The sequence below is a fragment of the Streptomyces sp. NPDC006923 genome (genome assembly GCF_040635655.1).
Taxonomy (GTDB): domain Bacteria; phylum Actinomycetota; class Actinomycetes; order Streptomycetales; family Streptomycetaceae; genus Streptomyces.
In genome coordinates this window covers 267,269-280,082 of record NZ_JBEYIF010000008.1, presented here as the reverse complement: position 1 = coordinate 280,082, position 12,814 = coordinate 267,269, and the positions used below count along the sequence as shown (strand labels likewise).

At 71.1% G+C, this 12,814-nt stretch carries 13 protein-coding genes and 1 pseudogene; 8 read left to right on the top strand and 6 right to left on the bottom strand.

All coding sequences use genetic code 11. The features are described 5' to 3' along the window. Window positions 1-79 precede the first annotated feature (79 nt). The gene (locus ABZ707_RS18785; RefSeq protein ID WP_360175624.1) at window positions 80-1,153 is read left to right on the top strand and encodes a glycoside hydrolase family 19 protein; all 1,074 of its coding nucleotides are present in this window, start codon (window positions 80-82) and stop codon (window positions 1,151-1,153) included. 38 nt (window positions 1,154-1,191) lie between these two features. Here the strand turns inward: ABZ707_RS18785 and ABZ707_RS18780 are convergent, their stop codons facing one another. The 3 genes from ABZ707_RS18780 to ABZ707_RS18770 all read right to left on the bottom strand — a co-directional run bounded on the left by ABZ707_RS18780 (window position 1,192) and on the right by ABZ707_RS18770 (window position 3,104). Then, window positions 1,192-2,220: a YihY/virulence factor BrkB family protein gene (locus ABZ707_RS18780; protein WP_360175621.1), complete on the bottom strand. Its 1,029-nt coding sequence runs from the start codon at window positions 2,218-2,220 to the stop codon at window positions 1,192-1,194. A 174-nt stretch (window positions 2,221-2,394) separates the two neighbouring features. Beyond that, the gene (locus ABZ707_RS18775) at window positions 2,395-2,577 is read right to left on the bottom strand and encodes a hypothetical protein (protein WP_360175618.1); all 183 of its coding nucleotides are present in this window, start codon (window positions 2,575-2,577) and stop codon (window positions 2,395-2,397) included. 20 nt (window positions 2,578-2,597) lie between these two features. After that, window positions 2,598-3,104: an Asp23/Gls24 family envelope stress response protein gene (locus ABZ707_RS18770; RefSeq protein WP_360175615.1), complete on the bottom strand. Its 507-nt coding sequence runs from the start codon at window positions 3,102-3,104 to the stop codon at window positions 2,598-2,600. 247 nt (window positions 3,105-3,351) lie between these two features. Here ABZ707_RS18770 and ABZ707_RS18765 point away from each other — a divergent pair, with 247 nt between their 5' ends. From ABZ707_RS18765 to ABZ707_RS18745, 5 genes are all read left to right on the top strand, one after another. Beyond that, on the top strand, window positions 3,352-3,981 hold the full coding sequence (locus ABZ707_RS18765; protein ID WP_360175612.1) for an RNA polymerase sigma factor: 630 nt from the start codon (window positions 3,352-3,354) through the stop codon (window positions 3,979-3,981). Then, window positions 3,972-4,691 (top strand): hypothetical protein, encoded by a 720-nt coding sequence (locus ABZ707_RS18760; RefSeq protein WP_360175609.1) that lies wholly within the window; start codon window positions 3,972-3,974, stop codon window positions 4,689-4,691. Before ABZ707_RS18765 ends, ABZ707_RS18760 begins: the two co-directional genes overlap by 10 nt. Further along, entirely contained in the window at window positions 4,688-5,056 is a 369-nt protein-coding gene (locus ABZ707_RS18755) for an Asp23/Gls24 family envelope stress response protein (RefSeq protein ID WP_360175606.1), read from the top strand. Before ABZ707_RS18760 ends, ABZ707_RS18755 begins: the two co-directional genes overlap by 4 nt. 208 nt (window positions 5,057-5,264) lie before the next feature. After that, window positions 5,265-5,813, top strand: coding sequence for a tyrosinase family oxidase copper chaperone (locus tag ABZ707_RS18750; RefSeq protein WP_360175603.1), 549 nt, complete (start codon window positions 5,265-5,267; stop codon window positions 5,811-5,813). A 19-nt stretch (window positions 5,814-5,832) separates the two neighbouring features. After that, the gene (locus ABZ707_RS18745) at window positions 5,833-6,693 is read left to right on the top strand and encodes a tyrosinase family protein (RefSeq protein ID WP_360176012.1); all 861 of its coding nucleotides are present in this window, start codon (window positions 5,833-5,835) and stop codon (window positions 6,691-6,693) included. Window positions 6,694-6,862: 169 nt separating this feature from the next. Here the strand turns inward: ABZ707_RS18745 and ABZ707_RS18740 are convergent, their stop codons facing one another. Further along, a complete protein-coding gene (locus ABZ707_RS18740; protein WP_360175600.1) occupies window positions 6,863-7,153 on the bottom strand; it encodes a chaplin in 291 nt (96 codons plus the stop codon). 138 nt (window positions 7,154-7,291) lie between these two features. Then, window positions 7,292-7,756 (bottom strand): DUF2000 domain-containing protein, encoded by a 465-nt coding sequence (locus tag ABZ707_RS18735; RefSeq protein ID WP_360175597.1) that lies wholly within the window; start codon window positions 7,754-7,756, stop codon window positions 7,292-7,294. 94 nt (window positions 7,757-7,850) lie between these two features. Between ABZ707_RS18735 and ABZ707_RS18730 the strand changes: the two genes are divergently transcribed. Then, window positions 7,851-8,351 (top strand): Lrp/AsnC family transcriptional regulator, encoded by a 501-nt coding sequence (locus tag ABZ707_RS18730; protein WP_360175594.1) that lies wholly within the window; start codon window positions 7,851-7,853, stop codon window positions 8,349-8,351. 65 nt (window positions 8,352-8,416) lie between these two features. Here the strand turns inward: ABZ707_RS18730 and ABZ707_RS18725 are convergent, their stop codons facing one another. Further along, window positions 8,417-10,204 carry an ABC transporter ATP-binding protein gene (locus ABZ707_RS18725; protein ID WP_360175591.1) on the bottom strand — a complete coding sequence of 596 codons (1,788 nt, stop codon included), beginning with the start codon at window positions 10,202-10,204 and terminating at the stop codon, window positions 8,417-8,419. Window positions 10,205-10,442: 238 nt separating this feature from the next. Here ABZ707_RS18725 and ABZ707_RS18720 point away from each other — a divergent pair. Beyond that, window positions 10,443-12,801, top strand: a pseudogene (locus ABZ707_RS18720) (phosphodiester glycosidase family protein); the annotation flags it as partial. Window positions 12,802-12,814: the final 13 nt, after the last annotated feature.

The following is a 12,814-nucleotide window of genomic DNA, read 5'->3' as shown; positions in this document are numbered from 1 at the left end:
TGAACGGGATTCCGGTTTGGTTCCCTCACCCCCCATGTCGGCCATCGGCTTCCGCTGGCCGCGCGAAGGAGTGAGTCGTTTGAGACAGCGTGTCCTGGCACTGCTCACGGCGATGGTTTCGGCCCTCGCCCTCGCGATTTTCCTGCCGGCCTCTTCCGCCTCCGCCGCGACCTGCGCCGCGGGCTGGAGCGCGTCCGCCGTCTACACCGGCGGCACCACGGCCTCGTACAACGGTCACAACTGGTCGGCCAAGTGGTGGACCCAGGGGGAGACCCCCGGCGCCGCCGATGTCTGGGCCGACCAGGGAAGCTGCGACGGCACCAGCCCCGGCGGCGGCAACGGCGGAAGCTGTGACTACCCGGCCTGGGCCGCGGGCCGGGCGTATGTCACCGGCGACATCGTCAAGTACACCGACGGCAGGCTCTACCGGGCCGAACACGACAACCCCGGCTATGACCCGGTCGTGAGCACCTGGTACTGGGAGCCCTACACCTGCACCGGCACGCCGCCCACCGACCCCCCGCCGTCGCAGGGCGGTTTTGTGGTCAGCCAGAGCCAGTTCAATCAGATGTTCCCGAGCCGGAACTCCTTCTACTCCTACGGCGGACTGACCGCGGCGCTGAGCGCCTACCCGGGCTTCGCGAACACCGGAAGCGACACGGTCAAGCGCCAGGAGGCCGCGGCCTTCCTGGCCAATGTCAGCCACGAGACCGGCGGGCTGGTCCATATCGTCGAGCAGAACACCGCCAACTACCCCCACTACTGCGACGCGACGCAGTCCTACGGTTGCCCCGCCGGCCAGGCCGCGTACTACGGCCGCGGGCCCATCCAGCTCAGTTGGAACTTCAACTACAAGGCGGCGGGCGACGCCCTGGGCATCGACCTCCTGCGCAACCCCAACCTGGTGCAGAACGACTCGGCCGTGGCATGGAAGACGGCCCTCTGGTACTGGAACACCCAGAGCGGTCCCGGCACGATGACCCCGCACAACGCCATGGTCAACGGCCGTGGGTTCGGCGAGACCATCCGCAGCATCAACGGCAGCATCGAATGCAACGGCGGCAACCCCGGACAGGTCCAGAGCCGGATCAACAGCTATCAGAGCTTCACCCAGATCCTCGGGACCACCCCGGGATCCAACCTGAGCTGCTGATGCGCCACTCCTGACCGGTCCGCGCCTCATCCCGCGATTCAGCCGGACCGATGGCCGACGGCGGCCGGCCGCGACTCCGTGGCCGGCCGCCCCGCCGCCGGCAGCGACGGCGACACGGACACCTGGTCATCGCCTCTGTCCGTGTCGCCCCGGGAGAGCTCCGCGTTGAAATGGGCGCCGGCCAGCAGCGAGAGATTGGTGACCCAGAGCCAGACGAGGAACACGATGGCGCCGGCGAGCGAGCCGTAGAGCCGGTTGTAGGTGCCGGCGTGGGCCGTGTAGACCGTGAATCCGGCCGACGTCAGCAGCCAGAGCGCCACCGCGAGCATCCCACCGGGCAGGGCGCGCCGCAGCCGGCGCGTCCCGGGCGGACCGGTGCGGAACACGATCAGTACGAGGACCGCCGCGAGTGCCAGCAGAAGCGGCCACTTCAGCGCGTTCCACACCAGACTCACCGCGCTGTCCATGCCCAGCATCCGCCCCAGCGCGCCCGCCGCCTCGCCGGTCAGCACCAGGGTGAAGGCGCTGGTGACCAGCAGCGCGAGCAGAGCGCAGGCGGTGAGCGCGATACGCGGCGCCGTACGCCACGGCGGCCGGTGGTCGACCACACCGTGCATGGAGTGCAGGGCCCGGCGGAACACGCCGAGGTAGCTGGAGGCCGACCACAGCGCACCGACCGTGCCGAACGAGGCCAGCAGCCAGGCCGCGGACCGCTGTTCCGCCATCTCCCGCAGCGCGCCGTGCACCAGCAGCCGGGACTGCGCCGGTACGAGCGCCGTGATCTGGTCAGCCAGCTTTCCGCTGGCGTCCGGGCCGGCGAGTCCGATGGAACAGACCGTGACAAGCAGCGCCGGGAAGATCGCCAGAACGGCGTAGTAGGTGAGCGCGGCGGCCCGGTCCGTGGCGTCGTCGCGCCATACGGCGACCGGTGTGCGGCGCAGCGCGCCGGTGAGCCGGCCATGGCGTGCGGCACTCGCCTCGCCCCGCGTCCCGGTCTCCGTACCACCGTGCGGGTCCGCACCAGCGCGCTGCGACCCGTCCGAGCGTCCTGGTTCCTCGGCGGACACGCTGCCTCCTGCTTGTTCACCCGTGCGGTCGGTGGTGGCCTGCCGGCCTCGGCATACCTTGCCCTATCGCGCCGGCCGGACTCGACCTCACACCGTCGTGTCGACGCCGGCCCGCACCGCCCTTCTACCCCGTCGTAACGGGAGAAGGCCGGGCGGGCCGGCGCGGATGTCCGGTCAGCGGCGTCGCCGTTCGCCGCGTTCGAAGAAATCGCGCGAGCGGCCGTGTCCGGAGTACCAGCCCACCCCCCAGCCGACGGCGCCGAGCACCGCCACCACCACGAAGGCCCCGAAGCCGCCGAACCATCCTGCGAAGGCCAGTGCCATACCGGCCGCCAGGCCCACCAAGGCTGCGTTCATCACTCACCTCGTCGTATCGGCTATTCGACGCGCGCCTCTCCGCCGCTCGGCTCCTCGTCGTCCTCGGGCAGATGCACATCGTTGGTGCTGATGTTGACCTCGACGACCTCCAGCCCGGTGGTCCGCTCGACCGCCGAGATGACGTTCTCCCGTACGTCGCGGGCCATCTCGGTGATCGGCACGCCGTACTCCACCACCAGATCCAGATCGATGGCGGTCTGGCGCTCGCCGACCTCGACCTTGACGCCGCGTCCGGCGTTGGGACGGCTGCCGGGTACCCGGCCGCGTACGGCGCCCATGGTGCGGGACAGTCCGCCGCCCATGTCGTACACACCGGGTATCTCCCGGGCCGCCGTGCCGGCGATCTTCACGACCACCACATCCGCGACGGATGTCCTGCCGCGCGTCGCGGCCGGCTCACCGGCGCCCGCGGATCCGGCGCCGAGCGTGGTGGCATGGGCCGAACCGTCGCTCCGCCGTGTCCCGGCCCGCCCGGCGGCGGGGGACACATCCTGGGTCGCTGTCATGGCACAACCTCCTGACTCGTCCGGTCGCCCGGCTTTCGGGGGACTCTCACATGGTTGGACCCGGTGAGCAGGCATTCGTCACGCAGGGTTCGTCATATTTTTTGAGTGTCCGATCCCCTGGCGCGCGCGCCGCACACCGCCGGAGCGTGATTCGTACGTGACGATGGAACGTCCCGAGTTGTCCAATAAGTGACCGAGGGGCGGGACGGCGGAGGCCGGCAGCGAGCGTCGAGAGGAGTCGGTGAGAGTGCGCGGCGACGGGAACAAGCTGTCAGCACGCGCGCCGGACCGCGACCGCGGTCCTGACCAGCAGCGGCATTACAGCCGGGACCCGGGATTTCCCGACGACGGCCTGCTGGCCGTGCGGGCCGGGGAAGGCGACGAGGAGGCGTTCGAGACGCTGGTGCGCCGGCACGGTCCCGCCATGCTCCGGCTGGCGACCCGGCTGCTCGGCAGCCGTACCGAGGCGGAGGACGCCGTGCAGGAGGCCTTTGTGAACGCCTGGCGCAAACTGCCCGAGTTCCGCGGTGAATCCGCCTTCAGCACCTGGATGTACCGCATCGTCACCAACCGCTGCCTCAACCAGCTACGAGCCCGCCACCTGGCCACCGACCTGGACTCCGTCCCGGAACCGGCCACCCCCGACCCCCAGTCCTCGCCCGCGCGCGTGGCCGAGTCCCATGCCGCCACTCACGCCCTGGCGGGCGCGATGGCGGGACTCTCGCCCGAACAGCGCGCCTGCTGGGTACTGCGGGAGCTGTACGGACTGCCGTACGAGAATATCGCGGAGGTGGTCGGGATCAGCCTCCAGGCGGTCCGCGGCCGGGTGTTCCGAGCACGCCGTTCCCTGACGGAGGCGATGAGCGCATGGCGCTGAACTCATATCCCGGCCGACCCGGCGAGACCACCGGCGGCGAGACGGCTGCCGGCGGCGAAGCGCTGCCCTGCGGCCGTGAGCCGAGCACCGTCCGGGAGGCGTGGGAGGCGGGACGGACCGCCGAGGACCCGCATCTGTCCGAGTGCCCGCACTGCGCGGCCGCGCTGGCGGGCCTCGCCGCGCTGGAGGACGCCGTACGCCACGTGCGCGACGCCGCCGACCCCGATCCTGCCGTCCTGACCGGTCTGACGGCCCGCGTCATGGATGTCGTCCGGCTGGAGCTGCGCCCCGGCCGGACACTGCCGCTCGGCGCGGACGACGAGGACACCTGGATCGTGGAGGCCGCCGCCGCCCGTGCCTTCCGCGCCGCCGCCGAGTCCCTGCCGGGCGTACGGGCGGGAAGCTGCCGGATCGGTCCACCGGACCCGCCCGGCCGGAGCGACTTGTCGGCGGATCCGGCCGGACCGGTCGTCCGCGGCCCGGTCCGGGTCCGGCTGGAAGTGGTGGCCGGGCTCCACTGGCGGCTGCCGGAACTCGCCGAGGCGGTCCGCGCACGGGTGACCGAGGCGGCCCGGGAGGCCCTCGGTATCGAGGTGAGCGGCATCGATGTGGCGGTCGTCGATCTCCTCGACGAGGGCGAGGACGAGGTGGCCGTCGCGGACGGGACGGGGCGCGGGGGCGGCGTATACGGGAACGGGAGCGACCGGTGACACCGCACGAGATCCAGGACGAGCTCGCCCGGGTGGCGGCCGACGCCGCGCGTCTGACTCCCGGCGTGGCCTTCCTGCGGCCCGGACTCGTCGATCTGCTGCGGGCCTCCGCTGCCTCGCGCACCGGGCGCCCGCGTACCTGGCCCGCCGGCCGGGCCGGCCGGACCCCGGGGGTACACGTCCGGCAGACCGCGGGACCGGCCTGGCACATCGACGTCCAACTGGTCGCGAGGGCGGCCTACCGCACCGTCGATGTCACCCGCGCCATACGCGAGGCGGTCGAAGCCGCGACCGCCGGTGTCCTGTCGGGATCGGATCACCAGGCGCGGACCACGGTGACCGTCACCGTCACCGGAATCATCTGAATCGCCTTATTGGCGGCGGCAGCCGGCCCAACGCGGGACAACCGTTCGGCCGGCGTCTCGTTGTTCCGACCGGGGCAGCGGACGGTCTCCCGCGTCCTCGTCCGAGAACCGGATCCCTGCCCCGCCCAGCACAGCGCCCGCACCTGCCCCGGGTCCCGCCAGGTCCCCTGCGCACGGTGTGGGCACCACCGACGAGCGGAGGTCTTTCATGCCAGACAGGAACCAGGCGGAGCCGGGCTCCCCAGAGGGACGGTGTCCGGAGCCGGCGGACGCGGACCGTGCCGGAGCCGCACCCACGCTCCGCGGCGAGCGCTCCAGGCGCCGTCTCCTGCGTACCGTCTTCACCCTCGGCGTGGTCGCGGGCACCACGGGAGCGCTGACGCCCGTTCTCAGGGCGGGCAGTGGCGGCACCGGAGGAGTGGACGGCAAATCGGGCGCGGAGACCGGCGGCGAGACGCCCGTCGGAGGCGGCGCCGGTGTCGAGGCGGCCATCGACGAGACGTACCGGGGGCGGCACATCCAGTACAGCCGCACCGGAGTCCTCGAAAACCCCGCCCGCGCCTCCTCTGCCGGGTCGGTGCTCGACATCCTGATCGACGGCCGTCCGCTGCATGTGATGCGCCGTGCGGACGGCAGCTATCTCAGTGTGGTCAACCACTACGAGTCGTTCCCCACGCTGCTCGAAGCGGCCCGTGCGGCAGTCGACGACCTGGGCGGCGCCCGGCTGTCGCTCCTCGGACCGATCCACCACCTCTGACGGCGGGAAGGCCCCCATGGTGCACACCAGAAAGAACCAGCGGAATCTCACCAGTGCCGAGAAGAGGAGGTTCGTCAGCGCCGTCCTGGAGCTGAAACGCCGGGGTGAGTACGAGGACTTCGTCGGTCTGCACACGCAGTACTACGTCGCCGACGGCGAGGGCGGCCGGCGCGCCGGGCACATGGCCCCCTCGTTCCTGCCCTGGCACCGGCAGTTCCTGCTGGACTTCGAGCGCGCGCTCCAGCGCGTGGACCGCGCGGTGACCGTCCCCTACTGGGACTGGACGACGGACAACTCACCCGCCTCGTCGCTGTGGGCCGAGGACTTCCTCGGCGGGAACGGCCGGTCGTCCGACCAGCAGGTCATGACCGGGCCGTTCGCCTATCAGACGGGGAACTGGACCATCGAGAGCGGTGTCACGGAGGACGGCTACCTCACCCGGAACTTCGGCCGTCCGTCCTCGCCGGTCAGGCTCCCCAGCAAGGCCGAACTGGCGGCGGCGATGCGGGAGAAGGTGTACGACGCGGCTCCCTGGGACTCGACCGTCACCGTCGGCTTCCGCAACCGGATCGAGGGCTGGACGACCGGCCGCGGCGAGGGCTGGCGCAACCACAACCGGGTGCACCGCTGGGTCGGCGGGCACATGCTGGGCGCCGCCTCGCCGAACGATCCGGTCTTCTGGCTCCATCACGCCTTTATCGACCTGATCTGGGACCGGTGGCAGCGGAAGCACCCCAAGGCGGGTTATGTGCCGCGGAACAAGCTGCGCGCCGGTGATCCGCAGCGCGGCCGGGCGATCAGCCTGCGGGAGCCCATGCCGCCCTGGAACGTCAAGCCGTCCCAGGTCCTGGACCACCGGAAGCTGTATCGCTACGCCTGAGCCGCCGCTCCCGGCGACATGAGCGTCCGTCAGGTGCGGGCGCGGCGACGGTGAGCACCGGGAAGGGCCCCGGGCACACGTAACGGCCTCCCGCGCGGACGCGGGAGGCCGTTACCGTGCGGATCAGCGGAAACGCGGGGCCCGGGGACCGCGCGCCTCAGCTCCTCCGTCAGCGGCCGTAGCCGTGGTGCACCTGCTGCACCGGCCTCTGGACCTGTCCCGAGATATTGGCGCACCTGTTGCCGAACGCCGGGTTGAGCAGACCGGTCGCGTTGGTGGTGTTGCCACACACGTTGAGCGGAAGGTGCACCGGCACCTGGAGCACATTGCCGGACAGCACACCGGGCGAACCGATGGCGGCGGCCCCGGCCCCGGCGTCGGCGGCAGCCATACCGGCGCCAGCGGCCAGCACGGCGCCCGTGCCGACGAGAACAGCGGCTGCCTTTGCGATACGCGACATTAAGTTTCTCCTTGTACGTTTTGAGCGCAGCCGCACGATGTGCGGCCTTCATCCCCTTCAACGCCGCGACTCACGCTCGGTAACGGAGATTGCGGCAACCGATGCCCGATCGCCTCGATCTCGCCGGATCTCGCCCGATCAGCGGAGCAGGCCGAGCCGGCCGACCAGCCGGTCGATCCGGTTCCGCGGACCGACCAGACTGATGGCGCAATAGCCCAGCTCGTCGTTTGCCGTGGCGGCGAGCTCGCCGAGGTACTCGTCGTACACCCGGGAAGTCTGCGCCGCCTCGGGCATGTCCACGATCAGCACATCGTCCTTCGTGGTGGCCTTCGTTCTGATTTCACGCAGAGTAGCCGCATCGGCGGCCAGGACGGAGCAGCCCGCCCAGGGCAGGCCCGGATGCGCGACGCCCGAGGCGTCCTTGCCGTCGGGGCCGAGCAACTCGGGCAGCGCCTTGCCGACGGCGGCGGCCATGCAGGCCGCGGCGTTTGTCACCCGTCCGGCCGGGAGGTTCTCGTCCACGACGATCACCCATTTCAGCCGGGCCCGGCGGGTCGGCTCATGAGTCGTGACGTCTGCGTCGGTCAACTGAGGGAGGGACATGGTGCTCCTTCGCGTACGGATATCCCGATACGCTAGGCAGACGTCCCGGAACTGTCGCCGGCCGCCGCACATCGTGCGGCAGCAGAGGTATCCTATGAAATTTGATGCGGTCGATCAGGCTCTGCTGCGAGAGTTGCAGAACGATGCACGGCAGACCAACCGCGAACTCGCGGCCAAGACCGGTATCTCGCCGTCCACCTCGCTGGAGCGGGTGAGACTACTGCGCGAACGGGGCGTCATCACCGGCTACCACGCGGCCGTCGATCTCGACGCGGTCGGACGCCCCGTGCAAGCGCTGATCTCGGTCCGCATCCGGCCGCCGGCGCGCCCGGTCATCGAGGGGTTCCGGGAGTGGGCGGCGCGGCTGCCGGAGGTGATCGGTCTGTTCGTCACCTCCGGCACCCATGACTTCCTGCTGCACATCGCCGTGCCGGACGTCAATGGCGTCTACGCCTTCGTCATCGACCGTCTCACCGAGCGGCGTGAGGTCGCCGACGTACAGACGACGATGGCGTACGAGCATGTCCGCCCCCGCCGGATCGACCCGGCGGGCGAGGCGCGGCCGGCCTCAGCACGCGGCTCCCGCCAGAGTTAGGGCGTGGTGCGAAAGTCTCGTGGGCCCCGCCCTCCGGGCGGACGGCGCTACTCTCGCACCACGCCCTAACCCAGCCGCCGGGGCTGCAGCGTGGTGGCGTAGGTCCCGCCCCGCGCCAACAGCTCATGGTGGCTGCCCGCCTCGACGACCCGCCCGTGGTCCATCACGATGATCCGGTCCGCGTTCTGGATGGTGGAGAGCCGGTGCGCGACGACGAACACAGTCCGGCCCTGGACCAGACGGGACAGCGCGTCCTGGATCAGCCCCTCCGACGTGTTGTCGAGCGCGGAGGTCGCCTCGTCGAGCACCAGGATCCGCGGATCCCTGATCAGCGCCCGGGCGATCGCGAGCCGCTGTTTCTGACCACCCGACAGCCGGGCGCCGCGCTGTCCCACCACCGTGTCCAGGCCCTCGGGCAGCCGCTCGACGAACTCCATGGCATTGGCGGCGTGCAGCGCCCGCCGCAGGGCGGCCTCGTCGGCGCCGCCGTCCAGGCCATAGGTCACATTCTCCCGGATGGTCCCTTCGAAGAGGATCGACTCCTGCGGTACGACGGACAGGAAGCGCCGATAGGTGCGCAGGTCCAGCGACGCCATGTCCGTACCGTCGAGGAGAATGCGGCCCTCCGTGGGCCGGATGAAGCCGATCAGCAGATTGAGGATCGTGGACTTGCCCGCGCCCGAGGCCCCGACCAGGGCGACGGTCTCGCCGGGCCGCACCGACAGATCGAAGCCGCGCACCGAGGGCTCGGTCGCCTCCGGGTAGCTGAAGCCCGTCCGCTCGAAGTCGATGCGCCCCTCGACCAGGTCGACGGACGTCTTTCCCTCGTTGCTCTCCAGGTCGGGCGCCTGGAGCACCTCACCGATCGAACGCACGGACTCCAGGCCCTTGGAGATGATCGGGGTCAGATTCATCAGCGTCGTCAGTGAGGCGGTCAGTGCGGTGAAGAAAGTGCTGATCATGACGACATCGCCCGCCGAGATGCCCATCCAGCCGTAGTACGCGACGACCGCAGAGCCCGACAGACAGCCGACGGCCATGGTGTTGAGCAGGATCCAGGAGAGTGAACCGAAGCGGCCGTTGAGCACGTCGAGCCGGAATCCGGCCGTGAGCACCCGCTCCAGCGTGCCGTCGACGCGATGCAGCGCCGTCCGCTCCAGACCATGGGCGCGGGTGATCGGAATGAGTGTGGTCATCTCGCCGACCCGGGTCGAGAGCCGCTCGATCTCCAGCCGGAACTGTTCGTTGTTGGTACGGATACGGGAACGCAACCGGCGTACCAGCAGGGCGGCCAGCGGGACGACGACCAGGAAGACCGGCAGCACCACGGGGGTACGGAACCCGATCACCACCAGACCGCCGAGCAGCGTCATGATGGCGCCGAGACCCATGTCGGCACTCTGCTGGGTCATCTGCTCCACCGCCTCGACATCCCGCACGACCTTGGTCTGCAGGACCCCGGCGCTGACCCGGGCGTGATAGCCGATGGACAGATGCTGCATCCGGCGGCACAGCGAGGACCGCAGTTCCCGGCCCATCCGGCGGATGCTCGAACTCATCAGGCGCGCGTACAGGAGCGCCAGCGGGAAATTGAGCACAAGGACAAAGACGACGGCCCCGGTGTTGTACCAGAGTTCGGCGACCGGCTTGTGGTCCACCACCACATCGATGATGTTGGCCGTGATCAGCGGGAGCAGCCAGACCGGGATGTGTTTGACGGCGAACACCGCGACCGAGAGCACCAGCCGGTGCCGGTCGGGGCGGAAGAGATAGGCGAGGGTACGGAGCGGATGCTCCCCGGAGTAGTGGTGGTCCAGCGGACTGGGACGCGGGGCGGATTCGGGTTTCTGCATGGAGAGCGAAGTCCTCTTTCGGCAGCGTGACACGCGCTCGACGTGCAGACACGCAGTCTCCTCCGCCCCGGCCGCCACCGGAAGCGCTTCCCGTAGCGCGAGACGGTGACTCCGGCCGGGAGCCGCCCGCCATGATCCTCCGGCCGGGCCCGGTGGGGCGCCGCACCGCGTGTTCTCCCCGTCGTTCGGGTGTGCCCCTGGATCATTGGTGCGTACATGAGGATGCCGGCGGCCGACACTGCTCACCAGACGCGATCCACCGTCCTTCAGGAGAACTTGTGGGCCCAGGCACCATGAGGCGTACCGCTTTGGTGTTCGCGGCGGTCACGGCTCTGACGGCGGGGGCGGTCTCACCGTCCTTCGCGGACACCACCCCCGGCTCCCGTCCCCTCAGCCCGGCGGAGATCGCGCCACCGCCCGCGAGCGCGGTCACCGGCACCGGCGGATCCATGACCGACGCCGAAGCCGTCGAGACGGCACGCGCGTCCCGCCCGATCGCCCCCGGCATCCGGCTGACCTCGTACGCCCGGCTGGAAGCCGGCAAGTGGCTGCGCGTCGACGCCCTTTACGTCGACCTCGGCGGCAGCGGCGCCGAGGCCGGCTATCTCTCCCCGGGCACGGTCTCCGACCGGCGTACGGTCTCCGAGCTGGCCGCCGGACACGACGCGGGGCCGGGCCGCCGTACCGTCGCCGCGGTCAACGCCGACTTCTTCGACATCAACGAGACCGGCGCCCCTCTGGGCCCCGGCATCGCCAACGGTGAGATCACCCAGTCACCGGCGGCCGGCGCCAACCGGGCCGTCGGCCTCGGCCCCGGGAACGCCGGACGCGTGCTGCGGCTGTACTTCGACGGCACCGTGACTCTCCCCTCGGGGACACGAGCACTGGACGCCTACAACGCGGCGAACGTCCCGGCGGGCGGCATCGGCGTCTACACACCCGGTTGGGGCCGGGCCGACCGGAGTCTCACCGTCGACCGCGCGGCACCGGTCGCGGAGGCCGCCGTACGGGACGGCAGAGTCGTCTCCGTGACGGACCGTCCGGGCACAGGACCGGTACCGGAGGACACCACGATGCTGGTCGGCAGGGAGGCCGGCGCCGAGGCCGTCGCCGCCCTGCGGCCCGGCGACCCGGTGACCCTGGAATACCGTCCGCGCACCGACAGTGGTCCGGTGCCGCGCACCGCCGTCGGCGGCCGGGAACTGCTCGTCGTCGACGGTGTGGCGCAGGACCACACGGGCGAAGGCAACAACACCGCCGCGCCGCGCACCGCCGTCGGCTTCTCCCGGGACGGCGGCACCATGCAGGTGATCACCGTCGACGGCCGGCAGGCCGCCAGCGGCGGAGTCACCCTCACCGGACTCGGTCTGATGATGAAGCGGGCCGGTGCGTACAACGCGCTCAACCTCGACGGCGGCGGCTCCTCCACACTGGTCGCCCGGGTGCCGGGCAGCGACACGCTGCGCGTGGAGAACAGCCCCTCCGACGGCACCGAGCGCGCCGTCCCCAACGGGCTCGCCCTCACCGCGCCGGACGGCAGCGGACGGCTCAAGGGCTTCTGGGTCGAGCCCCGCACGCCCGCCGGCGGAGCACCGGCCGTCGATCCCGTCAGAGGCGGCCACCCGGAGCGGGTCTTCCCCGGACTGACCCGCCGCCTCACCGCCGCCGGTTATGACGAGACGTACGGTCCGGCCGCCGGTGCCCCGCGCTGGCACTCCGAACGGCCCTCGGTGGGCCGGGTCGACGGCCACGGCGTCTTCACCGCGCGCGCCGGCGGCACCACCCGGGTGCGCGCCGAGCGCGGACACGCCGAGGGCGGCACGGAACTGACCGTCCTCGACCGCCTTGCCAGGATCCGGCCCACCACCCAGCGGATCGGACTCGCGGACGCGGCGGCGACCGGCTCCTTCGGCATCGTCGGCCTCGACTCCCACGGGACCAGCGCGCCGATCGAACCCCAGGACGTGACACTGGACTACGACCGCTCGCTCTTCGAGATCACCGACAACGGCGTGGGCTTTTTCACCGTGAAATCCCTGACGGGCAGCGGCGCCGGGCGGATCACGGCGAAGGCCGGCGGTGCCACGGCCGTCCTCGCGGTCGGCGTCGGACTCGACGAGCAGCAGGTCTCCGGCTTCGACGACGCCGCTTCCTGGACCTTCAGCCAGGCGCGGGCGAGCGGCTCGGTCTCGGCAACCCCCGACGGCCACACCGGCACCGGGCTGGCACTCTCGTACGACTTCACCCAGTCGACCGCCACCCGCGCGGCCTACGCCAACCCGCCGCGGCAGATCGCGGTCCCCGGCAAGCCAGGGTCCTTCACACTCTGGATCAACGGGGACGGCAACGGCGCCCGGCCCACGCTGCACCTCAAGGACGCGGTCGGCTCCGACCAGTTGCTGCGCGGCCCGTACATCACCTGGACCGGCTGGCGGCGGGTGACGTTCACCGTACCGGCCGGTGCGCCGGCGCCGCTCAGCGTGTACCGCTTCTCTCTCGCGGAGACCGCGGCGACGGCGCGCTACACGGGCCAGGTCCGGATCGACGATCTGACGGCGCAGGTGCCGCCCGCCGCGGCACTGCCGGAAGAGCCGCGTCCGGCCCCCCCCG

Coding starts and splice junctions, on each gene's coding strand:
- ABZ707_RS18775 (WP_360175618.1), bottom strand. CDS start 2,577: ATGAACGCAGCCTTGGTGGGCCTGGCGGCCGGTATGGCACTGGCCTTC.
- ABZ707_RS18770 (WP_360175615.1), bottom strand. CDS start 3,104: ATGACAGCGACCCAGGATGTGTCCCCCGCCGCCGGGCGGGCCGGGACA.
- ABZ707_RS18760 (WP_360175609.1), top strand. CDS start 3,972: ATGGCGCTGAACTCATATCCCGGCCGACCCGGCGAGACCACCGGCGGC.
- ABZ707_RS18750 (WP_360175603.1), top strand. CDS start 5,265: ATGCCAGACAGGAACCAGGCGGAGCCGGGCTCCCCAGAGGGACGGTGT.
- ABZ707_RS18740 (WP_360175600.1), bottom strand. CDS start 7,153: ATGTCGCGTATCGCAAAGGCAGCCGCTGTTCTCGTCGGCACGGGCGCC.
- ABZ707_RS18735 (WP_360175597.1), bottom strand. CDS start 7,756: ATGTCCCTCCCTCAGTTGACCGACGCAGACGTCACGACTCATGAGCCG.
- ABZ707_RS18730 (WP_360175594.1), top strand. CDS start 7,851: ATGAAATTTGATGCGGTCGATCAGGCTCTGCTGCGAGAGTTGCAGAAC.
- ABZ707_RS18725 (WP_360175591.1), bottom strand. CDS start 10,204: ATGCAGAAACCCGAATCCGCCCCGCGTCCCAGTCCGCTGGACCACCAC.